The 25,231-nt window shown below is 67.2% G+C and carries 25 protein-coding genes and 4 pseudogenes; 12 read left to right on the top strand and 17 right to left on the bottom strand.

The window, feature by feature from the left end; translation table 11 throughout:
• Positions 1–54: 54 nt before the first annotated feature.
• A complete protein-coding gene (locus tag ACFY5C_RS33675; RefSeq protein WP_389451637.1) occupies positions 55–180 on the bottom strand; it encodes a hypothetical protein in 126 nt (41 codons plus the stop codon).
• Positions 181–257: 77 nt separating this feature from the next.
• On the opposite strand from ACFY5C_RS33675, the pseudogene ACFY5C_RS33670 reads away from it, so the two are divergent.
• Positions 258–428, top strand: a pseudogene (locus ACFY5C_RS33670) (threonine dehydratase); the annotation flags it as partial.
• 139 nt (positions 429–567) lie between these two features.
• On the opposite strand, the gene ACFY5C_RS33665 reads toward ACFY5C_RS33670, so the two are convergent.
• On the bottom strand, positions 568–1,779 hold the full coding sequence (locus ACFY5C_RS33665) for a S8 family peptidase (RefSeq protein ID WP_389451634.1): 1,212 nt from the start codon (positions 1,777–1,779) through the stop codon (positions 568–570).
• Between the two features lie 2,283 nt (positions 1,780–4,062).
• Complete coding sequence (locus ACFY5C_RS33660; RefSeq protein WP_389451631.1) at positions 4,063–4,554, bottom strand: HIT family protein; 492 nt, start codon at positions 4,552–4,554, stop codon at positions 4,063–4,065.
• Between the two features lie 281 nt (positions 4,555–4,835).
• On the opposite strand from ACFY5C_RS33660, the gene ACFY5C_RS33655 reads away from it, so the two are divergent.
• Complete coding sequence (locus ACFY5C_RS33655; protein ID WP_389451628.1) at positions 4,836–5,267, top strand: hypothetical protein; 432 nt, start codon at positions 4,836–4,838, stop codon at positions 5,265–5,267.
• 195 nt (positions 5,268–5,462) lie between these two features.
• Here the strand turns inward: ACFY5C_RS33655 and ACFY5C_RS33650 are convergent, their stop codons facing one another.
• Entirely contained in the window at positions 5,463–6,056 is a 594-nt protein-coding gene (locus ACFY5C_RS33650; protein ID WP_389451625.1) for a hypothetical protein, read from the bottom strand.
• A 253-nt stretch (positions 6,057–6,309) separates the two neighbouring features.
• On the opposite strand from ACFY5C_RS33650, the gene ACFY5C_RS33645 reads away from it, so the two are divergent.
• Complete coding sequence (locus ACFY5C_RS33645; RefSeq protein ID WP_389451622.1) at positions 6,310–6,768, top strand: hypothetical protein; 459 nt, start codon at positions 6,310–6,312, stop codon at positions 6,766–6,768.
• 12 nt (positions 6,769–6,780) lie between these two features.
• Positions 6,781–8,124: a hypothetical protein gene (locus tag ACFY5C_RS33640; RefSeq protein ID WP_389451619.1), complete on the top strand. Its 1,344-nt coding sequence runs from the start codon at positions 6,781–6,783 to the stop codon at positions 8,122–8,124.
• 66 nt (positions 8,125–8,190) lie between these two features.
• On the opposite strand, the gene ACFY5C_RS33635 is transcribed toward ACFY5C_RS33640, so the two are convergent.
• The 3 genes from ACFY5C_RS33635 to ACFY5C_RS33625 form a co-directional block, all read right to left on the bottom strand.
• Complete coding sequence (locus tag ACFY5C_RS33635) at positions 8,191–9,156, bottom strand: hypothetical protein (RefSeq protein ID WP_389451616.1); 966 nt, start codon at positions 9,154–9,156, stop codon at positions 8,191–8,193.
• A gap of 204 nt (positions 9,157–9,360) precedes the next feature.
• On the bottom strand, positions 9,361–9,738 hold the full coding sequence (locus ACFY5C_RS33630) for a fic family toxin-antitoxin system, toxin component (RefSeq protein ID WP_389451613.1): 378 nt from the start codon (positions 9,736–9,738) through the stop codon (positions 9,361–9,363).
• A complete protein-coding gene (locus tag ACFY5C_RS33625; protein ID WP_389451610.1) occupies positions 9,738–9,977 on the bottom strand; it encodes a hypothetical protein in 240 nt (79 codons plus the stop codon). The genes ACFY5C_RS33630 and ACFY5C_RS33625 overlap by 1 nt, the downstream gene beginning before the upstream one ends.
• A gap of 248 nt (positions 9,978–10,225) precedes the next feature.
• Between ACFY5C_RS33625 and ACFY5C_RS33620 the strand changes: the two are divergent.
• Positions 10,226–10,692, top strand: a pseudogene (locus ACFY5C_RS33620) (DUF1524 domain-containing protein); the annotation flags it as partial.
• Between the two features lie 81 nt (positions 10,693–10,773).
• A pseudogene (locus ACFY5C_RS33615) lies at positions 10,774–11,005 on the top strand (BRCT domain-containing protein); the annotation flags it as partial.
• 359 nt (positions 11,006–11,364) lie between these two features.
• Here ACFY5C_RS33615 and ACFY5C_RS33610 read toward each other — a convergent pair.
• Both ACFY5C_RS33610 and ACFY5C_RS33605 read right to left on the bottom strand, forming a co-directional pair.
• Positions 11,365–12,369, bottom strand: a complete 1,005-nt coding sequence (locus ACFY5C_RS33610; protein ID WP_389451608.1) for an NADP-dependent oxidoreductase — start codon at positions 12,367–12,369, stop codon at positions 11,365–11,367.
• A gap of 125 nt (positions 12,370–12,494) precedes the next feature.
• Positions 12,495–12,994: pseudogene (locus tag ACFY5C_RS33605) on the bottom strand (SDR family NAD(P)-dependent oxidoreductase).
• Positions 12,995–13,106: 112 nt separating this feature from the next.
• Between ACFY5C_RS33605 and ACFY5C_RS33600 the strand changes: the two are divergent.
• Together ACFY5C_RS33600 and ACFY5C_RS33595 are read left to right on the top strand one after the other, a co-directional pair.
• Complete coding sequence (locus tag ACFY5C_RS33600) at positions 13,107–13,667, top strand: TetR/AcrR family transcriptional regulator (RefSeq protein ID WP_389451605.1); 561 nt, start codon at positions 13,107–13,109, stop codon at positions 13,665–13,667.
• A 395-nt stretch (positions 13,668–14,062) separates the two neighbouring features.
• A complete protein-coding gene (locus tag ACFY5C_RS33595) occupies positions 14,063–14,254 on the top strand; it encodes a hypothetical protein (RefSeq protein WP_389451602.1) in 192 nt (63 codons plus the stop codon).
• A gap of 233 nt (positions 14,255–14,487) precedes the next feature.
• Here ACFY5C_RS33595 and ACFY5C_RS33590 read toward each other — a convergent pair whose 3' ends face one another.
• Complete coding sequence (locus tag ACFY5C_RS33590) at positions 14,488–15,078, bottom strand: TetR/AcrR family transcriptional regulator (protein WP_389451599.1); 591 nt, start codon at positions 15,076–15,078, stop codon at positions 14,488–14,490.
• Positions 15,079–15,151: 73 nt separating this feature from the next.
• Here ACFY5C_RS33590 and ACFY5C_RS33585 point away from each other — a divergent pair, with 73 nt between their 5' ends.
• Both ACFY5C_RS33585 and ACFY5C_RS33580 read left to right on the top strand, forming a co-directional pair.
• Positions 15,152–15,976, top strand: a complete 825-nt coding sequence (locus ACFY5C_RS33585; RefSeq protein WP_389451596.1) for an SDR family NAD(P)-dependent oxidoreductase — start codon at positions 15,152–15,154, stop codon at positions 15,974–15,976.
• Positions 15,977–16,339: 363 nt separating this feature from the next.
• Positions 16,340–17,245 (top strand): NmrA family NAD(P)-binding protein, encoded by a 906-nt coding sequence (locus tag ACFY5C_RS33580; RefSeq protein WP_389451593.1) that lies wholly within the window; start codon positions 16,340–16,342, stop codon positions 17,243–17,245.
• A 1,147-nt stretch (positions 17,246–18,392) separates the two neighbouring features.
• Here the strand turns inward: ACFY5C_RS33580 and ACFY5C_RS33575 are convergent.
• The 4 genes from ACFY5C_RS33575 to ACFY5C_RS33560 all read right to left on the bottom strand — a co-directional run bounded on the left by ACFY5C_RS33575 (position 18,393) and on the right by ACFY5C_RS33560 (position 20,630).
• A complete protein-coding gene (locus ACFY5C_RS33575; RefSeq protein ID WP_389451590.1) occupies positions 18,393–18,821 on the bottom strand; it encodes a subtilase-type protease inhibitor in 429 nt (142 codons plus the stop codon).
• 868 nt (positions 18,822–19,689) lie between these two features.
• Positions 19,690–19,893, bottom strand: coding sequence for a cold-shock protein (locus tag ACFY5C_RS33570; RefSeq protein ID WP_389451588.1), 204 nt, complete (start codon positions 19,891–19,893; stop codon positions 19,690–19,692).
• A 397-nt stretch (positions 19,894–20,290) separates the two neighbouring features.
• Entirely contained in the window at positions 20,291–20,494 is a 204-nt protein-coding gene (locus ACFY5C_RS33565; protein WP_389451585.1) for a hypothetical protein, read from the bottom strand.
• A 13-nt stretch (positions 20,495–20,507) separates the two neighbouring features.
• Positions 20,508–20,630: a hypothetical protein gene (locus ACFY5C_RS33560; RefSeq protein ID WP_389451582.1), complete on the bottom strand. Its 123-nt coding sequence runs from the start codon at positions 20,628–20,630 to the stop codon at positions 20,508–20,510.
• A 364-nt stretch (positions 20,631–20,994) separates the two neighbouring features.
• On the opposite strand from ACFY5C_RS33560, the gene ACFY5C_RS33555 reads away from it, so the two are divergent.
• Positions 20,995–21,333 (top strand): ANTAR domain-containing protein, encoded by a 339-nt coding sequence (locus tag ACFY5C_RS33555; protein WP_389451579.1) that lies wholly within the window; start codon positions 20,995–20,997, stop codon positions 21,331–21,333.
• Between the two features lie 125 nt (positions 21,334–21,458).
• On the opposite strand, the gene ACFY5C_RS33550 is transcribed toward ACFY5C_RS33555, so the two are convergent.
• Entirely contained in the window at positions 21,459–21,878 is a 420-nt protein-coding gene (locus ACFY5C_RS33550; RefSeq protein WP_389451576.1) for a CBS domain-containing protein, read from the bottom strand.
• Positions 21,879–22,608: 730 nt separating this feature from the next.
• On the opposite strand from ACFY5C_RS33550, the gene ACFY5C_RS33545 reads away from it, so the two are divergent.
• Entirely contained in the window at positions 22,609–22,857 is a 249-nt protein-coding gene (locus tag ACFY5C_RS33545; RefSeq protein WP_389451574.1) for a hypothetical protein, read from the top strand.
• Positions 22,858–22,907: 50 nt separating this feature from the next.
• Here the strand turns inward: ACFY5C_RS33545 and ACFY5C_RS33540 are convergent, their stop codons facing one another.
• Positions 22,908–23,273 carry a hypothetical protein gene (locus ACFY5C_RS33540; protein WP_389451571.1) on the bottom strand — a complete coding sequence of 122 codons (366 nt, stop codon included), beginning with the start codon at positions 23,271–23,273 and terminating at the stop codon, positions 22,908–22,910.
• Positions 23,270–24,982: a cytochrome c oxidase subunit I gene (gene ctaD / locus ACFY5C_RS33535; RefSeq protein WP_389451568.1), complete on the bottom strand. Its 1,713-nt coding sequence runs from the start codon at positions 24,980–24,982 to the stop codon at positions 23,270–23,272. The genes ACFY5C_RS33540 and ctaD overlap by 4 nt, the downstream gene beginning before the upstream one ends.
• Between the last annotated feature and the right edge of the window lie 249 nt (positions 24,983–25,231).

Here is a 25,231-nt window from a genome sequence, read left to right as displayed (position 1 = left end):
TTGGGCCAGACCAAGGCCACCGTCAATGGGAAAGGGACACGCGAAATGCGAGCCTCAGGCGTACCGGCAGATATCCGCGACGACCAGGAAGTACGAGGAGAACCCTGTCGGGCCGATGACTTTCATCTCGGTCTCGAAGCGCGCCATCACTTTGGCGGGGATCAGGGAGCCGTAGCGCATGGCCAGACCCTTGAGGCACTCCTGTCGCAGCCACGACTCCTGGGTCTGCCCTTCGGGGCACCGGGGTACTGCGACATCAGGCCCGCGGCACCGAGGTGGTCGCGAGCCAACTCGCCGACCATGCATGGCCCGCGAGCCGTGGTGCCCCCAGCGCGGGCAACCTTGGCCAAGCCCTCGCCTGGTCCGGGCGCGGCCGGGGGCTCGACATTACCGTCGTGGCATCCGACTTCTGGACCCTCTCCGCGTTGAGGTCCACGTCCGGCGCGGGGCACCGCGTCACCTGCCTGACCCGCTTGGGGACCACGACCTGGGTCCGACCACGACGCGGCCCGGCGGTGCCGCTGCGCACGCGCGGCGGCACCGCCGGGCCCGATGTCCTGTGTGGCTCTACTCGGTCACCTTCAGCAGCTTGTTGGGCGTTCCGCTGCTCGGGTTGGTGATCTTGTCGCCGGTCGCGCCGCCGGCGAGCGCGGTGGCGATCTGAGCGGGAGTGGCGTCCGGGTGACCGGCCAGATAGACGGCGGCGGCTCCAGCGACGTGGGGTGCGGCCATGGAGGTGCCGGAGATCGTCTTGGTCCCCTGGTCGCTGTCGTTCCAGTCGGAGGTGATGTCCGAGCCCGGCGCGTACAGGTCCACGATCGAGCCGAAGTTGGAGAAGTCGGACTGGGCGTCGTCCTTGGTGCTGGACGCGACCGTGATGGCCTCGGAGACCCGGGCCGGTGAACCCTGGCCCGCGTCGGCCGACTCGTTGCCGGCGGCGACCGCGAAGGTGACGCCCGAAGCGATGGCCTTCTTGACCGCCTCGTCGAGAGCGGGATCTGCGCCGCCGCCAAGGCTCATGTTGGCCACCGAGGAGCCCTGGTGGTTCTTGGTCACCCAGTCGATGCCGGCGACGACCTGCTCTGTGGTGCCAGAGCCGTTGTCGTCGAGCACACGGACCGCGACGATCTTGGCCTTCTTGGCAACACCATGGGAGGCACCAGCGATGGTTCCTGCCACATGGGTGCCGTGGCCGTTGCCGTCGTCGGCCTTGTCGTCGTTGTCGATGGCGTCGAACCCGTGGGCGGCGCGGCCCTCGAAGTCCTTATGGCTGATGCGTACGCCGGTGTCGATGACGTACGCGGTCACGCCTTCCCCGGCCTTGTCCGGGTAGGTGTACTTGCCGTCGGCGGCCGTGTCCGTCTGGTCGACACGGTCCAGGCCCCAGGACGGCGGGTTGTCCTGGGTGGCATTGATGTGGAACTTCTTGTTCTGGACCACCTTGGACACCGCGGGGTCGGCCGCGAGACGCTTGGCCTCCGTCTCGGTCAGACTGCCGGCGGAGAAGCCGTTGACCGCCGAACCGTAGGTCCGGCCGATCTTGCCGCCGTACTCGTTGGCCAGGTCCCGCTTCTCGGCCGTGGACGCCTTCTGGTCCAGGAGGACTATGTAGCTGCCGGCCACGGCTCCTTCGGCATTCAGACCGTAGACCGTGCCCTCCGCGGGCTGTCCCGCCTGGGCAATGGGGGATACGTAAAGGCCGGTACCGACGACGGTTGCGACAGCCGCGATCGCGGTGACGATCTTGGCCTTGCCTGAGCGTTTGTGATGCGCCGTCAAGAGGGGTCTCCTCGTGAAGTGGGGGGATTTGCGTTCGAACGGCAGCGCTGCGCTGCTCAGGAGAGTGCCGACTTGTCGCGAGCAGATCAATCTCTTGATGTGACCCGAAGGCTCGACGGATGGTGGATCTCCACAAGGTTCACGCACATTCGAAGCAACCCGCGCACAAACGTGCAGCGCTCAACGCTGGTTGAATCGCCAAGGAACGATCCAGGATTGTCTGTGCCGATCTCTTCACCATCTGCTCACGCACGCTGGGTTGAGCATCACGGACACCCCATAGCTGAGGGTGGGTGCCCGCAGGCTTGCCTCCTTATGCCCGGTTCAGCCCGGTCAGGCTCTGGAGGCTTTCCTGTGCCCTCGGCATCTACTCTGCCGGTGCCCCTGCGACTTCCATGGTCCGTATGTACGCAGGGTCAGCGTTGCGTTTCCCCTGCCCCGCCAGCAGACCAAGAACCTGCCGGCTCCTTCCCTCAGCCGGACTGTGCCCGCTGCATCCGCTTCGCGCGGCGCTCGATCCAGATACGTCCGGCCCGTTGGTGTCGATCTCTCCCACCAATGCGGTGAGTTCTCTCGATCGAGCAGCTCCGATGTGCAGCCGCTTCCGAACGTCTCGGCTGACGCGGGACGTTGAATGATGCACGAGAAGCTTGACCGAGAGCAGCATGCGACAGGGGCCATCAGGCGACGAGGACGGGTTGCCCTTCCAAAACCGGTGCCCCGGAAATGTCTGCGGCCAGAGTCACCGCGATCCTCAGCAAGAAGGCCGACCATGTCACCCACCGTGCCCGGCCGGTGCGAGTCTCGGTACTGCTGTGCCTTCAGCCGGGCGCCGGTCATGCCCTCGACCGCGGCCGCCACCGACCTGACATTCCCCCCCCCGAGCCTGGTCCAGATCCGCACCGCAGCTGCCGTCACGCCTCGATTGAAGTCTGCCGTCGCCTCACCAGATCGAGACCGCTAGGCCGGGCGCGGGGATATCGCGCTGAGCCGTCGATGGCGCGGGCAGTGTCGCTGGCATCGTGGGGCCGTGATGAAGCTGTGGTTCCGGACGCTGTGACCCCCGATCCCGATGAGGTCGCCTGGCATGACTGGCTGACTGAGTCGGAGCTTCACTCGGCCCTGTTGGAGTGGCGCTTCACCCCCGACAGCCACGGAGCCTTCAGTCGGTATCTCGCGTTCCGGACCGCGCGGTCCTGACCTTTCTCGCCTCTTCGATCGGGCCCCTCAGCCCAGGTACTGTTGTTCGGCCGGCTGGCCACCCCGGACGAATTCGCCGCCCCGTCGCCGACTTCCTCACATGACCGCAGCCGCGAGGTCGGGTGCCCCACCTCACAGCGGAAGTCCGGCAGCACAAGGAACAACCCAACACGGTTGACCTTTTACCTATATGTGGCTGTGGAGGGGACGGTGTCCCCGGGCCTCACCTATAGCCCCTGGGGACGATCGTCAGGCTGAAGCCCCATGGAGCCTTTCGCCGAGAGGCGACCGCCCTCCGCACGTCACCGCACACGGCCCCGGTTGGTCTCCCCCGTCCAGCCGGGGCGCCCGTAGCCCCGGGCCTGCCCGGCCAAGGGCCGAGACTGAGTCGACGAACCGGGTCCTGTAGCAACGGTCTCTACAGTCACCGCATGGCAACCGAGGGGGCGAGCACCCAAGTCAGCCCGACATCGCCGCGATGCTCACCGACCGGACGAGCGCCTGCAAGGCAGCACGCGATGCACCGCCGCCGGCGGCGAGGTAGTGGTCTGGGACAGGGACGTGCCCCAGTGGATGGTCGCCGGCATCGCTTCAACCAGGCTGAGATGGTCGTTGAAGCGCGGCCTGACGACCCTCGGCCTCGACGAGACCGTTGAGATCCTCGCTCGGCACCGCGACGAGCAACTGCGTACCGGGATCATCGACGCAACAGACCGTCCCGGTTCTTCACTATGTACTTCGACGCCACCGGGACCGAAGTCTCGGCGTGCAGCGGTGTCAAACGCTCTCCGAGGCCAGCACGCAGGACACGTTCGAGCCCTGAACCGATCCGCATCACCGGCCCTCTGCCCGACCGCAGCCGCCACTATCTGCAGAATCGCAGCTTGAGGAGCAAAGGCATGTCCCGTAACACCTGGCCGCAGTTGAGATGATTCGGCGGCGCTGCGGCGCACGAAACGCTCCGCAGCATCCTCACGTACCACGCCGCGGCGGCGGGACTTGGCCTGCGACCCCTCGGCTTTCACCAGCGCTCGGCGGCCGGCGAAGTCGAGGTCCTCCATGTTCAGCGGCAGGACAGCAGCTCTACAACTGCCCGGCGGCCGTCGAACGCAACCGATCCAGTTCGCTCCCGATCCCGTCCCGCAGCACATCATGCTGCGGCCCCAGCCTGAACCCCTCGTCACTCCACCGGTCACCCGGATACAGCCACACAGGCTTGCCCACCAGCTCGGCCGGCTCCCACTCGAACCGCGGCCAGACATGAGCATGCAAGAACGGGTCCGTGTTCCCCAGAATCTCCAGGTTGACCCGGCGAAAGCCGGGATCCAAGCGTCGGCAGACGCGCTCGACGGCCTCTCCGAGCCGGTCCATGTCGGACAGAAACGCCAGCCGCCTCGCCTTCGGCAGATCAGACAGCCGCTGAACACCTGGTTCGTCCACGAGGAGAACCGAGTAACCCGGCAGGAACTGAACATCGCCGATCACCGCGAACCCCGACTCAAGCCGCCGCAGCACGGTGGGGTTCTCACCTCGCAGAGCAGCCCCGATCCGATCCATCCTCCAGTCACCAGTCATGGCCCCAACCTAGCGACAGGTGATCAAGGCTCACACCCTTCGCTCCCCAACCTCCACACGTACATCAAGAGCCAACCAAACGAGGCGAGGAGCGACCCCGGCCGTTTTCCAGAATCGCCATCACCGTCTCGGGCGCGCCGTGGTTTGTTCAGGATGGGGAGGGAGGTTCTGAACAACCAGGCGGCCGCTGGAATCGGTGCAGCGGGGCATCGCCGGTCGGCTCGGACCCGAGCCGACCAGGGCGCCTGGGCTCCGCCGGCGCACCACGGAAGGAGAAAGTGATGAAACGACGAATGCGAATCCCGACCACCCTGCTGATCGCGCTGGGCATGACGGCGATGATCGCGCCCAGCACCGCTGCGGCCGCTCCGTCGGCGGACACGGCTTGGGTCCTGCGGACCCAGCACCTGACGTCCAACCCCCAAGGTGGAGCTGTCGCCTGCACGGAGTCCAGCCGCATCTACCTGGCCAGCGGCAGTTACAACTGGGGGCTGCGCATCGGCGAGAATCAGTGGGTCACGCGGGACATGTCCCTGGGCGCCGGCTGGTACCGCTGGCAGAGTTGCCTGAACCCCGAGTACGGCGACTACATCCACACGTCGACACTGGTGCCGGAGAACCCCGATTGGGACGAGGCCACAACCAGCCGCACTTCGGTAGTCAACCCGTCTGGCACCTACACGTGGGGTTCGTTCCTCGACCCCCGGTTCTAGCGTTCTGGCTGCGGCACCAGCACGTGCTGGTGCCGCAGCCAGAACGGGTGGTCGAGTGTGAAGGACAGCGGGCATCGAGCTCGTACCTGATGTTGTGGCCTCAGATCCAGAACGGAAGACGCTTGGCGCGGAGCCAGGCGCAGAGCCTGACGCAGGACGCCCGTTGCGGCATTACCGGCCACGGGCGTCACCTCCTTACGCCTTGGGCACGGTCCAGGTGACGGGGTCGCGACCGTCAACGGCGTAGATGATGCGGTCGGGCCGGGTGCCCTTCTCGACACTGAACGTGATCTTTCCGCGCAGGCATTCACCGGGCGTGAGCGTGGCACCGTCGACCGGATACTCCGGCTTCGGCACGCCACCGCCGCTGAGGCCGGGGGCTGCCAGGCGCGAGTCGTCAGGGAAGCCGAGGTTCCACGGGCCCTGCGCTGTCTGGACGTTGGTGCTGGTGTCGTCGGCGCAGAGCTTGATCTCGAGGATGGCCCACTCGCCGTCCGGGAAGTCGGCTGCACCGTCGGGCAGGTCGACTTTGGCGGGCTGGGTGTAGCTGAGTGCGGTGGTGGTGCCGCTGATGTGGCTGCCGTCGAGATCGGTATCGGTCCAGTGATGGCCTGTGCCGAGCTTGAGTGGGCTGCCCGTGTCGGCCTTGGCTGAGACGGACGTGGTGGGTGTGCTGCTGGCCCTTGTTGTTGCCTTGGCCGGCTTGGAGTCAGCGCTGTCGCTGCTGCTGCATGCAGTGGCAGCGGTTACCACGAGCAGGGTGCTGCAGAGCGCTGTGCGGGTCTTCATGGTCCCCCCAGGACGTTGTGGTGCTGAGGGACATCATGCGTCGCGCGGCGACGATGTGGTGCTGGTGTGTCTGTGTTGTGATCGTCAGGCGGAGATGAGGACCGGGTCGCCCTGAGCATGTAGGCGTTCCATGAAGCGCTGCACCCGGCCCTTGAGCCCCTGACATCTCCCCGATGGTGGCCCCTGCGGCGGAGGAATCGGCCCCAAGGTCACCAAGTCGGGCAGTATCTGGCGGGTCATCACTCCGGACTTGATGCTGCGCAACACCGTCACCGACGCGGACGGCGACAAATCGAATCTGACGTTCCAGGTGTGGACCACGAACGCGGACGGCACCCCGAAGGCCGAGGTTGACCTCGACGGGACGGGCGAGTACGACGTGCTGGTGTCGTCGTATGTGGTCTCCGGCGGCACGGCGAAGGTGACGGTGCCGTACGGCTTGCTGAAGCCTGGCGTGCTGTACAAGTTCCGCACCTCCGCCTACGACGGCAGCCTGTATGAGACGACCTGGTCGCCCTATGCGGACTTCCGCATCGAGCCGTACACGAAATTTTCCGCGGCGCAGACGTCGCCGACGATTGACAAGACCGCGCAGCAGATCGCCGAAGTCACACGAACGGATCCGGGGGCCGGCACTGCCCACTTTCACGGCAAGCGGTGCGGTGAAGCGGGAGGCCACGCAGAAGCGCACCTGCGGCAAGCAGGACGCTGAGGGCCGCCAGCTGTGTATCGAGCTGTCCCCTCCCACCAGGAGTCCAAGGCGCGCGCGAACAAGCGAGCCGAGGCGGTGCGCAAGGCTGAGGAGACCAAGGCCCGAAGGGTCGGGAAGTCTCCGGCAGAAGCGGCCGCGGCAGCGAGGGTGGCTGTGGAGCTGGTCGACTGGTGCTGGGACAAGCCTGTCGGCAAGGACTACATGAACCGCACCGACGCCTGCCTGAAGAACATCGGATCGGCGACACTGATCTTCGTCGACCCGGGGCGGGACGTGACGATCGGCACCGCCGAGTTCGACTTCGAACAGCGGATCAAGGCGTACCCGAACAAGGGCGCGTCCGGGTCGAGTTTCGCGGAGTTCGACCAAGCGATCGCGATCATGCCTGTCTCGATCGACCAGGCGCTGGAAGGCGTCACGATGAAGTGGAACGCCGGGACGACGTGCCAGTCCTGTGTGACGTCGAACGTGAAGTGGACGGACGGGCAGAACAACGACGCCGGATCGACCGCCTACTGGGACGTGGACGGCACCAATCCCCCGTACGCCGACCGGTGGGGCCGGGTCACGACGCAGTGGAACGGCTCGGGCAAGGAGATCATCGACCTGGGCTGGTCGGTGACCGCCACCGTCGACGCCAGCGACACCGCGACCGACACAGCAAACTTCGGAACGTCCGGAATCGACGACGTGCGGGAGCTTTCGCCGCGCTGCGACAACTTCGTCGCGGCCTCGGCGCCGGGCCGTGTACTGCCGTACTTCAAGACCACCTGGACGCTCGACACTAATCTGGACCCGGCCGCCGGGGCGTACTACTGGTACATGCAGCAGGTGATGCCCGATCACGCCGGCTCCAAGCGGTGGGACTCCCTGATGCACTACCTGGGCCCGGACACCACGGTCAAGAACAGCGACGGCGAGCCGTGGACGACGGACGACAGCCGTAACACGGTGTGCGACACCACCTGGAGCGAGCACAAGACCGATACAGCAGTCGGGTCGGTCGACTGCGACGAGTACGCGATGGCATCGACACACGAATCCGGCGGCTACCCGAAGAGCGTCAACCTGGTCACATCGGGCAGCAAATGCGCCCAGTTGTTCACCGACAAGATGGGCGACGGCTCGGCGAATTTCGGTCTCCTCGCGGACACCCGAACCGCGACGAACGGACCGAGCGGCTCGGAGCGGTGCGGGCGTGCGGGCATCCCCTTCGAACAGAACCGGAAGGCGTTCAGCGGGTTCCCGGCCCCGGCCTGGCGGATGCTGGACGGTGACGGATTCTTCGTCACCATGCCCGGATACGAGCACTGCACGTCGACCGCCACCACCTGCGCGTGGCGCAAGATCGGCTGACCGAGCCTGAGCTGAGCGACAGCAAGCGAAACAGGAAGGGGGCCGGCCCCCTTCTCGTGTCTTTGATCAGTCGGCCAGCGGCCGCCACCGGCCCTTCTGTGCGGCATCCAGCCTGCTGCGCCACACCAGCGCGTCACCGACCAGACCAGGCGTATCCCGAGTGGCCAGCGCCGGGGCCTCGAGCATGTCGGCTACCTCTTCGAGGTAGGTGACCAGCGTGTCGAGTTGTTCGCCGAGCCTCGCGTTGTAGCGGGTCCAGCGGCCCAGGTAGCCGGTCGCAGCGTCCAGGAACACCCCCGAGGAGCTGTCATTCGCGCCATGGGCGACAACCGGAATCCAGGTCGGATTCCACAGTGTGATCCGCTCGTCCTCGACACGGTCCGCGTTGAGGACGTCCTCCTGGGCCTGGGAGCCCCTCTGCAGCCGATAGACGGAAGCCGCCGCGTCCAAGGCCATCAGAGCCTCACTGCGCGGAAGGCACCCCCAGCCCCAGCCGCTGACCCCGTCATCGCCCGCGGTCAGCGACCACAGAACGCGCAGCTCGACGGGTATCCGGATACCGAGGTCCTCCTCCAGGTCAGCGATGGCGGCGGGGCTCACACCGGCGCGCAGCGCAGCGAAAGAAGCAGGCGCGTTGTGCTGAAGCCAGACGGTGATGCGCCGCCAGGCGTCAGCCACCTCCCGTTCGGTAACCGCGTCGGCGGCAGAGCCGGCAGCCCTCTCCTGTTCCTGTCCCGGTTCCTCTCCCTGTTCCTCGAGTTCGGTGTCCTCGGCCGGCCCAGCGACAGTAGCCGGGTTCACGTACCGGATTTCGATCCGGTCAGGCTCGCGTACGTAGCCAACCGTCAGGTCAGGGCAGTCCTCGAACAAGTCGCCGTCGACCATCACAGTGAGGATGCCGGGCAGAGCGGAAGGCTCACCCATGCCCGGGTCGTCGGCCAACTCGCCAGCCAAGACCTTCAGAGCGTAGGGCACGCCAGCTCCGAGCTGGGCGGCGACCTCGCGTACGTGCGCGGGGATCTCGACGATCACGGCCTGTTGCTCCTTGCTGGATGGATGCCCCTCACACTGGGACGCCGCCCCTCAGCCGCAGGGCGATGCGGGCCACTTGCCGTGCGGCCCAGGCCACCGAACTCGCCTCCGTGCTCAGCGCGTTGGACTACCGCACCACCGACGGCGAGTAGGCACCCCTAACGAGATTGCCGTGCGGTGGTTGGCTGGAAGGGCCACTCGGCGTCAACTGGGGACGGGCCAGGCGCGTAGCACAGCAGCGATCTTGTCGCTGGTGCAGGCGGGCTCGCGCAGTAGGTCGCGCAGGGCGAGGGCGTCTTCCCGGGTGGGTTTGACCGGGATCCCGGACGCCTCCAGGTACATCACGCCAGTCGCCGCGGCGACAGCCATGTTGGAGCGCTCCAGCCAGCGGCAGCGGCCGAGGACGTGCACGAGGGCCGCGGCTCGCGCGTAAGGGCCGTCGTAGACAGGTGTGTCCAGGAGCTCGGCCTTGTGACAGGCGACAGCAGCCACCGGTACGCCGTAGTCGTCGGGCGCGGGGTCTCCGGCACCCGCCAGCTCAGCGACCTGAAGGATCCAGGGAACGTCGATGTGCAGATCCATCAGGCGGCGTGCGCTCCCGGCGCCCGGACGTCGTCGTCCTCAGCCTCGTCGAAGAGCTGCTGGTGCTCGTCGAGGAAACGGCGAGCGGCGTCCAGGCCGCGCTGGCGCAGGCCCTCGGCATCATCGCGGACGAGACGGGCGATGTAATCGCCGAGGTCCAGGCCGCGGTCCTTGGCCCGGGCCTGGGCGAGCTTCTTGACTTCGGGGTCGACACGGACGCCGAGCTGAGTCTTCGCCATACACGAATGGTAACAGCTGTTACCACCCAAGGGGAACGTGCTGCCATCCGCAGTCAGGCCAGCCTCTGCCCGGCTACCTTCTCGGCCGAGCACAGGGACCTCGACGGCCTACGAGTCGTGGGTGGAGCTCGGACATTTTGAGGCGGCCGGTGAGTCGCCAGGGCGGTCGGAGCAGGTGCGAGACCACCGCCAGGCTGCTCACCTCAACGAGGCGGAACCATTACCGGCAGCCAACTCCATGCGAAGGTCCGCCCGACGGCTGCAACACCCGCGCCGAAGTCCTCATCCACGCGGCGGTCGACCCGCCCACCGTCGGGCCTGCTGCCGTCTGACTGGCGGGAGCTGGTGGTCGTATCACGAGGCCACCGTCGTCACGTCGGCGTCCGGTCTCGACATCGACCACATGGTGCCCCTCGCTGAGGCATGGGATAGCGGGGCCTCGGCCTCGACCCCGCTGCGCCGCGAGGCGTACGCCAACGACCAGGGCGCCGAGCAGTCCCTTGTCGCCGTCACCGCCCGCTCCAACCGGAGTAAATCCGACCAGGACCCGGCCGAATGGGTGCCACCCTCTACCGACGTGCACTGCCGGTACCTCGCCGATGTTGGCACCAAGCTCCGCTGGAACCTGGCCGCCGACGACACCGAGCTCGCCGCTCTTGAAGGAGTGACTGCGTGTTGTCCGCACCAGACGGTGACGTACGAACCCGCCACCTGAGCGCGCACGGTCCCGCTCCCCCAGGACACGGCGCTGGCCCGTCACCAGGGGGAAGTGAGTGGCCAGGCCACACCGTGCCACACGGTTGTGACCGGCGCGATGTCCCGGCGTACTGGAGAAGCTCAGCCATAACCAGATAAACGAGCTCAACGAATGGGCCGGGGGCCGCGCCTCCTCCAACGTCTCCAAGAAGACCACCCTGGTCGTCGCCGGCGAGGGCGCCGGATCCAAGCGGGCCAAGGCCGAAAACCTCGAGATCCGGCTGGCCGCCGCGGACGAATTCGCCGCCCTCGTCGCCGACTTCCTCAAGTGACCCCGCCGCTGTGAGGCGGCGTGCCCCACCTCGCAGCGGAAGTCCTGCAGCACAAAGAACAACCCATCACGGTTGACCGTTCACCTATCTGTGGCTGCGGAGGGGACAGTGTCCCCGGGCCTCACCTATAGCCCATGGGGACGATCGTCCGGCTGAAGCCCCATGGAGCCTCCCGCCGAGAGGCGACCGCCCTCCGCACGCCACCGCACACGGCCCCGGCTGGTCTCCCCCGCCAAGCCGGAGCTGCGCGAGTTCCTTCAGTTTGACGATCTGGTGGCGCAGGCGGATGTTGAGGGCGGCCGTCGGGGCCGGGGTGGCGGGTAGCCGGGGCCTGTCGGTGGTGTGGCGAGTGCCGGCCCTCACGCCATCGCAATGACGACCTTGCCGGCCTTGGCGCGGCCCGTCTCGGCATACTCCATGGCTTCGCGGGTCTGCTCGAAGGGGAAGACACGGTCGACGACGGGGCGGACCTCTCCGGCGTCGATGAGCCGGGTGAGTTCGCGCAGTTGGTCGCCGTCGGCCTTCATGAACAGGAAGGAGTACGTCACGCCCTGGCGCTTGGCCTGGCGTCGGGTCTTGAAGCTCAGCGCGTTCATCGCCTGCCGCAGGACCGGGTTCGCGCCGAGCTCGCGGGCGAAGTCCGCGTCGGGCGGCCCGGCGATGCTGATGACCTTCCCGCCTGGCTTGAGGACTCGCAGTGACTTCTCCAGGGTCTTGCCGCCGAGGGTGTCCAGGACGACGTCGTAGCCGTCCAGGAGCTCCTCGAAGTCCTGGGCGCGGTAGTCGATGACGACGTCTGCGCCGAGTTCCTTGACCAGGGCGGCGTTGGCCGCGCTCGCGGTGGTGGCCACGTGTGCGCCCAAGTGCCTGGCCAGTTGGAGGGCGCTGGTGCCCACTCCGCCGGAGCCCGCGTGGATCAGGACTTTCTGGCCCGGCTGGACCTGTGCCCTCTCGACCAGCGCCTGCCATGAGGTGAGGGCTACGAGGGGAAGGGAGGCGGCCTCCGCCATGGTGAGGGAGGCCGGCTTGTGGGCCAGGTCGTTCTGGTGGACGGCGATGAGTTCGGCGAAGGTGCCGATGCGGTCCTTGTCGGGCCGGGCGTAGACCTCGTCACCCACCGCGAACCGGGTGACGGCCGAGCCGACCTGGACCACGACTCCGGCGAGGTCGTTGCCCAGCACGAGAGGGAGGCGGTACGGGAGTACCATCCTGAAGGCACCGTCGCGGATCTTGAAGTCCAGCGGGTTGACGCTCGCCGCATGGATCTTGACCAGCACGTCGTCGGCGCCCGGCTCCGGATCGGGCATCTCGGCGGCGCGCACCGCGGACTGGTCACCGTACTTGTTGATCAAGTAGGTCTTCATCGCCGTCTCCCTGTCTCGTCCGCACAGGGACGGGATCTCCGCTCGCTTCGGGCTTCCCCGGTGCGAGATACTTTCTGGTATTCACTGCTGGTTCATGACGCCCCACGACATGCGGCGGGCGCGCCTCACGCTGCGTTCGGCGATGTGGCCAGGCCCCGCTTCACGTGCCGGGTGGTCTCGTCGGCGAGGATCTCGGGCAGTCCCCGCTCGATGCCGGACAGGGCCTGGGCCGCGACCTCGGCGGGGTCGGTTTTCTGGTCGGCGGGAACACGGGCGGCCATGTCGGTGTCCATGTATCCGACGTGCAGTGCCGTAACGGTGATGCGGCGGGGCGCAAGTTCATCTCGAGCCGCGCGGGCTGCCCGCCATCAGGGGCCGTTCCGGTGGAGATACCCGCGTTGTTGGCCGGCAGCGTCGCATCGGAGGCGGTGCGAGCCGCCGCCCGGATCGACTCCGCGTCCGTCACGTCGAGCCGCAGCGGGATGACACCCGGAAGATCCACCGTTTCGGGGAGACGGGCGGCCGCGTACACCTTGGCCCCGCGTTCCACGAGCTGGGCGGCCAGATGCCGCCCCAGCTCCCGGTTGGCGCCGGTGACCACTGCTACTGCGTCCTTCAGTTCCATGCCCACTCCCAGCGCCACGGCCGTCGTCAAGCAGCCATCGCTTAGATTACGACTACAATCTAAACACGGGGCTAAGATAGATGCCAGTCGACATCCATTCGGGAGGTGGCCGATGGGCCGCGTATCGCAGGCGCAGGCGGAGGAGAACCGCCGGCGGGTCGTTGAAACCGCGTCCCGCCTGATCCGGGAACAGGGGACCCACGTCAGCGTCGCCGACATCATGAAGGCGGCCGGTATGACTCATGGCGGCTTCTACAAGCAGTTCGCCTCCAAGGAGGCACTCATCGACGAAGCCACCGCCCGCGCGTTCGGCGAACTCGCCCAGCACCACAGGGACGGGCTCGATCAGCACGCCGGGCAGCGCGACGCCGCCCAGCGGGCGCTGATCGGCACCTACCTCTCCGCTGAGCACCGCGACAGCGCGGCAGACGGGTGCCCCGTCGCCGCACTCGCCACCGACATGGCCCGCGACGGCGGAGAAAGCGAGGCCCGCCGCGTCTACACCCAGGGAGTGAGCGACTTCGCCGACTGGCTCGACGCAAAGGACGATGACGGGCTCACCCGGCTGTGCACCATGCTCGGTGCACTTGTCCTGTCCCGGGCCACCAAAGGCTCCCCGCTCTCCGAGGAGCTCCTTACCACCGCACGCGAGGCACTGACGGCCACCAACTGACCGGAACCACCAGGGCGGCAGGCCGCAGGAAGGGTGCGCTTCTTCGCACCCTGTCGTCATCCACTTCTCGTGAACGGCTCTCCCACGTCGCCTCTCGCTCCGCACGCCCGATCTTCCTAACCGCCTCCGAGTGTGAGCGGCTGAAGCAGATGGCCTACGGCCACAAGACCGAGCGCCCACTGTCCCAGCGCGCCCAGGTCGTTCTGCACGCGGCGCGCGGCCGCTCCAACGCGCGCATCGCCCGCGAGACTGGGCTGCACCCGGACTCCGTCCGGCACCTGGCGCGACCGCTTCGCCGGGAACCGGTTGCCCGCCCTGTCCGACCGCGAGCGCTCCAGGCGTGACGCTTCCTTCACCCGTTGCAGAGTGCCCAGGTCAAGGAGCTGGCCTGTCAAATGCCCGCGGAGAGCGGCACGTCGCTGTCCCGCGGGTCGGCCGCACAGCTGGCCCGCGAGGTCGCCGCCCGCGCCACTACCGGCACGACCTCCGCCTGCACTGTGCGGCGCTGGCTCGACCAGGACGCGATCAAGCCCTGGCAACACCGTTCCTGGATCTTCATCCCCGCCCCCGGCTTGCCCGCTTCTTGACTGAACCAAGTCGAGGTCTACTTCTCCGTCGTGCAGCGCAAGGTCCTCTCGCCCAACGACTTCACCGACCTGACCCAGGTCGGAGACCGGCTCCGAGCCTTCGAAGACCGCTACAACTCCACGGCACAGCCGCTCCAGATCAACCCCCGAAGGACTTACGGCGCAGACCACTTAGGCGGTTCGGGCCCTGGTCCCCACGCCGGCGAGTGTGGTGGTGCTGGATGCGGCCGGCTTCAGGTGGGGCGGCGGATTGCCTGTACGGCGGTGTCGTAGAGGTCGAACAGGTCGACCTGTCCGCCCAGGCGTACCCATTCCTCGTTGGCTGTCTGCAGGCAGATGATCGCTGCGGCTGCGATCGCGCGGGCTTGCAGGGTGCGGCGGTCGGAGTCGGGCAGTCGCGGCTCGATCTGCGGTGCGAACAGGTCTTGCCAGCGGGCTTGCTTCTCGGCGTGTCCGGCGCGCAGGGAATCGTTGCCGAACAGGAGCGTGATGAACTCCAGGCGCCCTTCGGCTGTCATGTCGATCTCCTCAAGCACCTGGAATGCCGCGCGCAGCGCCGTCCAGGCATCCTCGTCGGCCGGGCGCTCGGCGAGGCGCGCGGCGATCAGTTCGCCCTGTTCGTCCAGGCCGCTGAGCGCGAGGTCTTCCTTGTTGCGGAAGTAGTTGAACAGGGTCCGCCGTGAGACGCCCGCGGCGGCGGCGACCTCATCGAGGGTCGTGTTGTCGTAGCCCTTGGCGGCGAAGAGCTCGATAGCGGTCCGGGCCAGCAGTGATCGGACCACGGAGCGGGTCTGTTCCCGAAGAGGTGTCGGTTTCTGAGCCATGCACCGATGGTACGTCGCCTCACACGATGCAGTTACTTGCACTCAGTGCAAAAGCGTGCGTAGAGTGAATGCCATGAGCAAAATCGACTACCACCGCCAGACCGTCATCGTCACCGGCGCCAGCTCCGGCCTCGGCGCCGAATTCGCCCGCCAGCTCGCCCGCCGCGGCGCGAACCTCGTGCTGGTGGCCCGCCGGGCGGACCGGCTCGAGAGCCTGGCCGCCGAACTCACCCGCGCCCACGGCGTCACGGTGACCACCGTCGCCCGCGACCTCGGCCTGCCCGACGCCGGCCGCACCCTGCGCGCCGAACTCGAATCCCGCGGCATCCACGCCACCGGACTGGTCAACAACGCCGGCTTCGGCACCCACGACGCGTTCACCGACGAGGATCCCGACCGCCTGCAAAGCATGATCGCGCTCAACGTCAGCGCGCTTGTCGACCTCAGCCGCGCCTACATCGACCCGCTGACCTCCACCGACACCGGCGTCCTGATCAACGTCGCGAGCCTGCTGGGCTTCCAGCCGACCCCCTACCTGAGCGTCTACGGCGCCACCAAGGCCTTCGTCCTCAGCTTCACCGAATCGCTGTGGGAGGAGACCCGCGGCACCGGCCTGCGCGTCCTGGCAGTGTGCCCCGGCGCCACCCGGACCGAGTTCTACGACGTCGCCGGCAGCCAGTCCGCCGACTACGGCACGAAACGGGCAACCCCCGAGCAGGTCGTGACGATTGCCCTCGACACGCTCGACCGCCGATCCGCGCCCCCGTCGGTGATCACCAACGGCCGGCCGCTCGCCGTCGCCAGCAAACTCCTGCCTCGCCGCTCGATGGTCCGGCTCATGGGCTGGATGGCCCGCGGCCAGCACACGCAGCACCCTGTCGCCAGCACCAACAGCTAAGGAACACCATCAGCCGGCCGGATGGGCAAATACCACGGCATCGAAGGCTTCCGCACGCTCAGCCACCCCAAGGGCATCCACGTACAAGCACGCTGAACGCCACCCGCCTGCTGTACGCCCCCTTATGCAAGCGCACCGAAGCCCTCCTCAACCTCTTTTCTCCGATGAAGAAGGCACCACCGGGGCCCGCCGGCCCAGAGCACCACACCCACAGACAAGTGCGGCCGGCCCTTCGTCGAGACCGATCGGCGGAGCGGCGGAAATGGCGCTCCCCCCGAGCAGCGACATCGAGCACCAAACGCACTACAACCCATGCAGCGGCCAGGGCCTGGCCGAGGCGAACACCTCGGAAGGAAACCACCGATGGCTGATCACGACCTCGTTCTCGTCACCGGCGCCGGCGGCATGGGCCGCCTCGTCACCGAGCGGCTGCGCGCGCAGAACGTGCCGGTCCGCGTCCTGATCCGCCGCGAGGACGAGCGCGCGGCCGAGGTGCGGGCATTGGGCGCCGAGGTCGTCACCGGGGACCTGACCCGGCCCGAAACGGTGGCGGCCGCGCTGGACGGCGTCCGCCGGACGTCCTTCGGGCTCAGTGTGTCCCCGGACCACCTGCTGGCGGCGACCGTCATGGCCACGGTCGCGAAGGCGCACGGCGAACTCGACCTACTCGTGGACATGTCGCAGATGACGGTGTCGCAGATGACCGCCACCAGCACCGCGGAATCCCACCAGCAGCGGCTGCACTGGCTGGCAGAACAGGTGCTGGACTGGTCGGGCCTGCCCGTGGTGCACGTACGCCCGACGACGTTCCTCGACAATCCCTTGTTCACCGCCCTCGCGGCGCGGTCGATCCGCGAGAACGGCACGCTGGCGCTGCCGTTCGGCACCGGACGCACCTCGCCAGTCGCTGCCGACGACGTCGCCCAGGTGGTCGCGACCATCCTGCGCGATCCCAGGGACCACGCCGGGAAGGTGTACGAGCTGACCGGACCGCGGGCGCTCGACATGACCGAAGTAGCCCAGGAGTTCTCCAAGGCACTCGGCCGCACAGTGACCTATCTGGACGTCCCCCTGCAATGGTGGCGCACAGAGGTACTCGCGAAGGCGGGCCTGCCACAGCACACCGAGCAGCACATCGCGACCATGGCGCAGCTGCACCGCGCGAACCGTTACGACAGGGCGACCACCGACGTCGAGCGCATCACCGGGAAACGGCCCCTGACCGTCGAGGAGTTCGTCGCCGTCCGCAAGGACTTCTACCTCGGCTGACTGCCGCAGGAATCCCAGGTGAAAGGGGCATCACCGAAGTCGCGGTCGGGGACGTCGACGGTGGGCCCGAAAGCGACTGCCGGGGCGACACATCTGTCCCGTCCTGGGTGCCCCGGCCCCGCCGCGGTATAGCCGTCCGCACTCGGCTGTTTCATAGGGGGTCAAGCCGCCGCGGGCGCGTGATCGCCCGGCTAGTTTGCGGCTGGTGTCTGAGCTAGGACTCCAGGGCGGACGCGGACCGCAGCCAGCCCCCCGAAGCAGACCCAGAGGCGTTGAGCGAACCCCAGCGGCGAAGTGGATCAATGCCCTAACCGATCACGATCATTACCGGCGATGGGGGGTTAGGGCGCGCTACTACGCCCCCTTCGCCGGCACCGTGCACGGGCACGGCCTGCCACCTTCCTGCGGTCGTCCGTGCGGTCTCTTCGGCACTCCCGCATTCACCGGTGGTACTCGTCGGGCACAACCTCGGCGGCCAACTCGCCGTGCTCAGCAGCGCAACACCGCTCACCAGGGTCCACGCCGTCGTGCTGACCGCGGCCGGGTCGGTCTACCGCCACGGCAGCCTGCACCGAGGCAGAGCCATGCCCACGGCACGAGCGGTCCGACGAGCCTCCCGTCGCGAATTGACCACAGAGGCCGGCCACATGAGCGTGGAATCGACCTCCAGCCGCCAGTGGCGCAGCGCGACCCCGCCTCGCTGCGGCCCCTCGTGCAGTTCAAGGCCGAAGCCACGATGCCCTGGACCGCCGCCCAGCCCGGCGCATCGCACTGAACAGAAGGGCTTGGCTCCTCCCCGAAACCGGGAGGAGCCAAGCCCTTGCATCGCTGACTGAGGGGGTGGGCAATCAGCGACGAGGATTGTCGCCGCGACCGAAGGCGGAGTCATCCCGGGTTGCCGGGACGTACATGCTGGGTGGCGGGTCTACCCACGTTTGTTGTCCACGGACAGCGAACGTGTCTGCACCCCGAACTTCCGTAGCGCCTTGGGGATCTCCGGGCATCCGCCATGGCCCTGGCAATCTCGCGCAAGTCCTGGCTGATGACACCCTCAGGGCGCCTCACTCGGATGCGATGGCAGGCGATGAAGGCACCGGCCCCGGCTGCGGGGCTTCAGGTTCGCGGGGGGCTACACGATCCCAGTCCGTTAGAAGCCGAAGACGCTTGTTGCAGTGGCCTTCTTCACGCACTCATTGGCGAAGGTGTGTTCGTAGGAGACGCGCTTGCCCTGCCAGACACCATGGGCGGTGACCACGACTGGCTTCCAGATTTTGGCGCACGGCGCATCGTTCCCCGCTGTCAAGGCAGCGAAGTCACCGCTGACGCCGCGCAGTTCAGCGCACGCCTCGGCAACGGCCGGATGGGTGCCGGAAGGCGTCGTGGCGCAGTCGAGGGTGACGGCACGTTCCGGGGTGGCACCGGCAACTGTGTCTCCGTGACCCACAGTCAGGACCAGGGCCGACGGCGCGTAGAGCGAGGCGGGGGCCGCGTGAGCGGCGAGTGCGGCCCCAGAGAGGGGCGCGCAGGTGGCGACGGTCAGGCCGAGGATTGCTGACCAGCGAGCGGTGTTCCGCATTGTGTGCTTCTTTCCGTGTGATTCAAGGATGCCGCCCGGTCAGATCGTGACCAGGTCGGCGGGGCGAGAGTCTGCCGAGGCCACCGCGGAATCTCACATCGATCCCACTGGTTCCAGAAAGCCTTGTACGTTGAATCGTTGGCCTGAAGTCCCAGATTCCGAGTGATCCAACAACAAACCGCCTGATCCCCAGACGTAAGATCACTTCATCTGGCTAGATTCCCCACGCTCATCAATCGGCCTAAACCTTCCGATCCCGCTCCAGCAACCTGCCCGGCAGTCCTCGGAACGTCGCGTACGCAGATCGGATGTGCTGGCACGCGACGCACGGCAAGCTCGACCAGCGGTCCAAATGCCTGTCATCCGCCCAGTCCAGGAGCGCATCGGTAACGTCCGAAGCTGCCGGGCATCTCGGCGCCGTGGGTCAGGCAGAGTCTGGCCGGGGAGGTCGTGGTCGGCTCTGGAACCGGCCGCGCAGCAGCTGCTCATCGTCGCTGTCCATGTCGTCCAGCCTCGCGCCGCCGCCGACAACGAGGGCATGCCTAGGGCCGCCTGCGCATGCCCTCGCGCTGCCGGGAGGGTTTGCCTGGGTCAGTCGAGCCAGCCTCCGAGCCAGCCGCCGGCCCTCGAAGCCGCGCCGCTTCCGCCCTTTGGCGCTCCTGCTCCTGGCGCTCGAGTTCAGCCTGCTCTGATTTCCGCTCCGCTTCGAGCGCCCGAGCCTTGCAGTCGTCGCACAGGTGCGAGTGGCTGTCCCCGCGGCCCCAGTCGACAAGAGCCGCACCTGCGCACCATGCGCTGCGCATCGGTGCGCACCAGCCGGTGCGGATGACCACGCGTGCCGAGCCGACGAGCCGACGAGCAACGTCTCCTACTCCCGAACGACGTTTTCCGCCTGCAGACCCTTGGCCCCCTGGGTCACGTCGTAGGAGACCCTGTCGTCCTCATACAGCTCTTTGAACCCCGTGGTCTGGATGGCGGAGAAGTGGACGAACACGTCCGGCCCACCGTCATCCTGCTGGATGAAGCCGAAGCCCTTGTCGGCGTTGAACCACTTGACCTTGCCTGTAGCCATCGGAGTGTGTCCTTTGCTGCTTCCTGCGGCGCGACTTCGCCGCGCCCACCACGTCTGATCATGGCTTCGGCTCCTGAACCCTGCCCGTCGACGCGCTACTTCACCACTCACGATTCCAGCTTTCGTGCGGTTGGTATCCCGCTATCGGGCGCTTCGCCAACCGTGTCGCGCGCTGTGGTCAGGAAATGCGGCGGATGCGCCGCGCACTCCCGGCCGGTCCACTCCTCTCGGCGGAGTGGAGTGCCGGGCATCGTCGGCGCACGCCGTGATCATGGACTAGCGGCATCCCGGAGCGGGCCTCGTAGCGGCGGAACCCGGCGGCGACCAGGCCGGGCACAGAGCGGACCCGGTAAACGCCCTGCGCGCCAAGGCGGACTATCCCAACCTCGTCCTCGATTCAGGCGAGCACGGCAGCGATTTCACCCGGCGTCCGAGCGCCCCGGCCGCCGTGCAGCCGCACGCTTCTTCCCGGCGCGAGCAGGCCGGCCTCGATGCGGTCAGCGTGCGGGTGCCGGCCCTCGCCGAAGAGGTTGCGCAGTTGCGCCTCAGGGACGACCTCGCCTGCCGCAAGGCCGCGGACCGCGGGCCCCCGCCCATCCATGGCCCGGCCGGGATCAGGGTTCCTGCTGGGTTTGGGCGAGCGGTGTGCGGGCCGGGCGGCGGCCCTCGCCGACGACGGTCTGGCGCTGGTGGGAGCAGTGCATCTGACCGGCCGTGATCTTTGCGATATCCATCATGGAGATCACGCCACACGGCCCTGACCTGGAAGAAAAGGCCGATCAGTGCTCCCTCCCGCCCGGCGGGAGGAACAACCGAACCTTCTTCTCAGGTGCCCACCAGGCGGGAAGCGACTCCGGGCGATGAGCCAGTGTCATCGCTCTCCGGCAGCACCCCAGCGACCACTCGAAACGACCACCAATGACCAGCGCGGACATTCGTTCCAGCGCCTGTCGGTCTGGGCTTGGATCGACAGGCGCTCCGCCCTCGACGGCCCGATCCTGGACACCAGACAGAACCTCAGCCGCACGTATACGGCAGGCATCACGAGGGCAGGCAACCACCGAAACGTCGACGCCCCCGAGACGACACCAGGAGGCATCCGTGCGCAGCAACGTCGGTCCAAGCCCCAGCGCAGTTCAGACTGACGAGACCCCGGCGACCCGGATTCGAGAGCTGGAATCCAAGGTCGACCAGCTGGAACAAGCTGTGGAATCCCATGCCGTCCTTGACCAGGCGATGGGGGTCCTCATCGCCGTCGGACGCATCTCAGCCGGTGAGGCCTGGGACGTGCTCCGGGAAACGTCCATGAGTACCAACATCAAGCTCCGCCACGTGGCCGAACTCATCGTCACCTGGGGTGCGACCGGTCACCTGGCGACAGATATCCGCAGCGAGCTCTCGCGCAGGCTGGACCACCGGGAATCTGAGCGGGAAACCTAAGGGCAGCTGGGCAGGCCAGCCTGCCCAGCTGCCATGGCGGCCACCATCTGTCCGGCTGCCTTCGGAGGTTGATGAGGTTCTTTGGGAGTGCAAGGAGCCTCATCCACGTCGCGCTGCGGGGTTTTCTATTGGTTCGGCTTGGCGGCGCTGATGTCGCCGAGCGCGGACCTTGCGTCCCGTTCGATTGCCATGTCGCCGATGGAGACGATGCCCACCGGGTGCCCGGCGTCGACGACGGGCAGACGGCGCACGGAGTGCTCCCGCATGATCTCCACCGCACGGTCGAGATCCTCGTCGAGGGTCACGGTGACAAGATCGTCGCTGCAGGCGGAGGCGACGGTCGTCTGTTCCGGGTCCCCGCCCTCTGCAAGGGCCCGGACCACAAGGTCGCGGTCGCTGACCAAGCCGCGCAGCTCGTCGCCTTCGGTCACCAGCACGACCCCGATGTCCTCGTCACGCATCTTCTTGGCGACCGCCGTCACCGAAGCCTGCGGTTCCACTGTCACCAGCTGGCTGGTCATGATGTCCCGTACATGCTGAGCCATGACGCCTCCCTATGTGGCTCTGTCCTGGCGTCCTGTGCACTGCGACTACCGGGTACCCGGCGCACTGCAGAACCATCCGCCCCTCGGGGATTCTGGACGCGGCCGAAGCCGGAGTGCGCATTCGTGTGACTCCCCCCCTCGCGTCGGCCGCCCTACAAGCCCCGAACAGCGGACAGACGCTCCCCCCGGATTCCCGACCACAGCCGCCCAGCCCCCCGTACCCGCAGCGGTTACGTGAGCAGCGGCCCACTCCGGGTGGGAGGCATGGGGGCGTGATGTGGAACTGCCGGAGCCGATGCTGGCCACCCCTGTGCCTGATCCTGCATTGCCGCAGAGGTGGGCCAGCGAGCCCAAGTGGGACGGATTTCGGGCCCTGTTCTCCATGGACGCTGGACGTGTGTGGCGCTGCGCTCCAGGCGCGGCACGGACATGGCGCCAGCGTTCCCGGAGATCACGGCCGGGAGCGGGCAGCTGCCCCGCAAGCCGCCTGAGCGCTCGATTCCAGCCCGTCCGGGCCGCGGAACTGGGTTGCTGTCAGGCCGTATCACCGGCCCGGAAGTCCCCTCGCGGTAGGCACGGTGGCCGCCAGTGCACCGCGAAACCTCCGGCGCGATCTGCATCCACCGGGCGAAGTCCCGCGCACCCCGGCGGCTCACCCGGTCCCTCGCGACGGCCTTTGACCAGCGAATATTCCGTGTTTGGTTCAATCAATGACACAGTGCCCGTCAACGTGGCCAGCGCGACCGAGAACCACAGCATCAGCTTTCACCAGTACCACCTGGAGGACACGGGCAGGGTCCGCTACCGGAAGATCTGTGAGATCGAGGACCGTCAGGTCGACCAGAGGGTGCTCGACCTGATGGCCGCCCTCAACGAAGCCGCGCTTAGCCGTGCCGCGATCGGGTTCACCCTTCCGCTCACCTGGCTCACGAGTCACAGCACGCTGACGGGCGGGCCACGCGCCGGCGCTGCGGCCTGATGCGGCACGTCGGTTTGCCAGAGCTGACAGGCTCTCCACGTCAGGCGACGTCAGCGATCGAGCAGGCACGCCAGTACACTCACCCCGCCGCTGCAGAGCAGTAGGACGCAGGCAGCGGCGGCGTGGCGCCTGAGCAGATGATGCCGTAGTTCGTGGTAGCGGGCTTCGTACTGCTCGCGCAGATCGTCGATGTGGTGGGCCAGTGTCTGCCTGGTGAGGCCGATGCGCAGTTCAATGTAGTGGCGTGTTACCTGTTCGGCTTGTGCTGTGGTCAACCACGGCATGCCCGAGCACAGCCTTTCCGCCTCTTCGCGCGCTTCAAGGTAGTACGTCTTGGCCCTGAGATAGCCCTCGACTTCGCCGACGAGGGCCGAGCCCTGGCCGACTTGCGCACGGCCCCGCCTGCTCTTGCTCATGGCCGCTCGCCCTTGTGCCCTTCGGCCTCCACCACGTCCCGCTTGCCGGTGTTCTCCGCCTCATCGAGCTGAGCCAGGTCAGGATGGTGCAGGTCGAAGGCCGGGGACTCGGTGCGGATACGCGGCAGGGTGAGGAAGTTGTGGCGGGGCGGCGGGCAGGAGGTGGCCCACTCCAGGGAGCGGCCGTAACCCCACGGATCGTCGACCTTGACCAGTTTGCCTTCGTGGGCGGTTTTCCAGACGTTGTAGAGGAAGGGCAGGGTGGACAAGCCCAGGAGGAACGAGCCGATGGAGGAGACGGTGTTGAGTGCGGTGAAGCCGTCGACCGAGAGGTAGTCGGCGTAGCGGCGGGGCATTCCCTCCGCGCCGAGCCAGTGCTGGACGAGGAACGTGGTGTGGAAGCCGACAAAGAGGGTCCAGAAGTGGATCTTCTCCAGACGGTGGTCGAGCATAGTGCCGGTCATCTTCGGCCACCAGAAGCTGAATCCGCCGAACATCGCGAAGACGACCGTGCCGAAGACGACGTAGTGGAAGTGTGCGACCACGAAGTAGCTGTCGGTGACGTGGAAGTCCAGCGGCGGTGAGGCGAGCAGGACGCCGGTCAGGCCGCCGAAGAGGAACGTGACGAGGAAGCCGACCGACCACAGCATCGGCGGCTCGAACGAGATCGAGCCCTTCCACATCGTGCCGATCCAGTTGAAGAACTTCACGCCGGTCGGCACGGCGATAAGGAAGCTCATGAAGGAGAAGAACGGCAACAGCACGGCACCGGTCGCGAACATGTGGTGCGCCCACACCGTCACGGACAGGCCGGTGATGGCGATAGTGGCACCGACCAAGCCCATGTAGCCGAAGATCGGCTTGCGGGAGAAGACCGGCAGGATCTCAGTCACGACGCCGAAGAACGGCAGCGCGAGGATGTAGACCTCAGGGTGGCCGAAGAACCAGAACAGGTGCTGCCACAGGACCGCGCCGCCGTTCTCCGGGTCGAAGATGTGCGCGCCGAATTTCCGGTCAGCTTCCAGCGCGAACAGCGCGGCGGCCAGAACAGGGAAGGCGAACAGGACCAGGACCGAGGTGAGCAGCACATTCCAGGTGAAGATCGGCATCCGGAACATGGTCATGCCGGGGGCGCGCATGCAGATGATGGTGGTGATGAAGTTGACCGCGCCTAGGATCGTGCCGAAACCCGTGAAGGCCAGCCCCATGATCCACAGGTCACCACCCACGTGAGCGGTGCGCTCTCCCCCGCTGAGTGGGGTGTAGGCCGTCCAGCCGAAGTCGGCGGCGCCGTCGGGGGTCAGGAAACTGCCGAGCACGATCAGGCCGCCGAACAGGAACAGCCAGTACGAGAACATGTTCAGCCGCGGGAAGGCGACGTCCGGAGAACCGATCTGCAGCGGCATGATCGCGTTGGCGAACCCGGCGAACGTCGGCGTAGCAAACAGCAGCAGCATGATCGTGCCATGCATGGTGAACGCCTGGTTGTACTGCTCGTTGGACAGGATCTGCATCCCCGGCCGGGCCAGCTCCGCCCTGATCGCCATCGCCAGCGCTCCGCCGACCAGGAAGAACGCGAACGACGTGATCAGGTAGAGGTGCCCGATCTTCTTGTGGTCAGTCGTGGTCAGCCAGGTGACGACTACTTCGCCCCTACTGCGGCGCTCCACCGCAGGCACCGGAGAAACCGGTTCAGTATGTGTTGCCATCAGTCCCTCGATCGACAGCCATCAGCACACGAACAGGCCAACTGAGACAGCGGCCCATCGCCCCCGCCGGTTCAGACGTGTTGCTTGCGCGCAATCAGCCCAGCGGCCCCAGTCCTACCGCCCCACGCCCTTGCCGTGGCTGATTTGGGCCTGACTGGCTGACGGGACCATCCATCCGGCCGCCCCTTCGCTATCCCAGACCGCCCAGCACTGGCTCGGAGTGACGACCATGTCGGCGCGGTCCATGAC

Source organism: Streptomyces sp. NPDC012935 (assembly GCF_042900345.1).
Lineage (GTDB): Bacteria > Actinomycetota > Actinomycetes > Streptomycetales > Streptomycetaceae > Streptomyces.
Note: the sequence above shows the minus strand (reverse complement) of the source record. Positions and strands in the feature narration are given on the sequence as shown.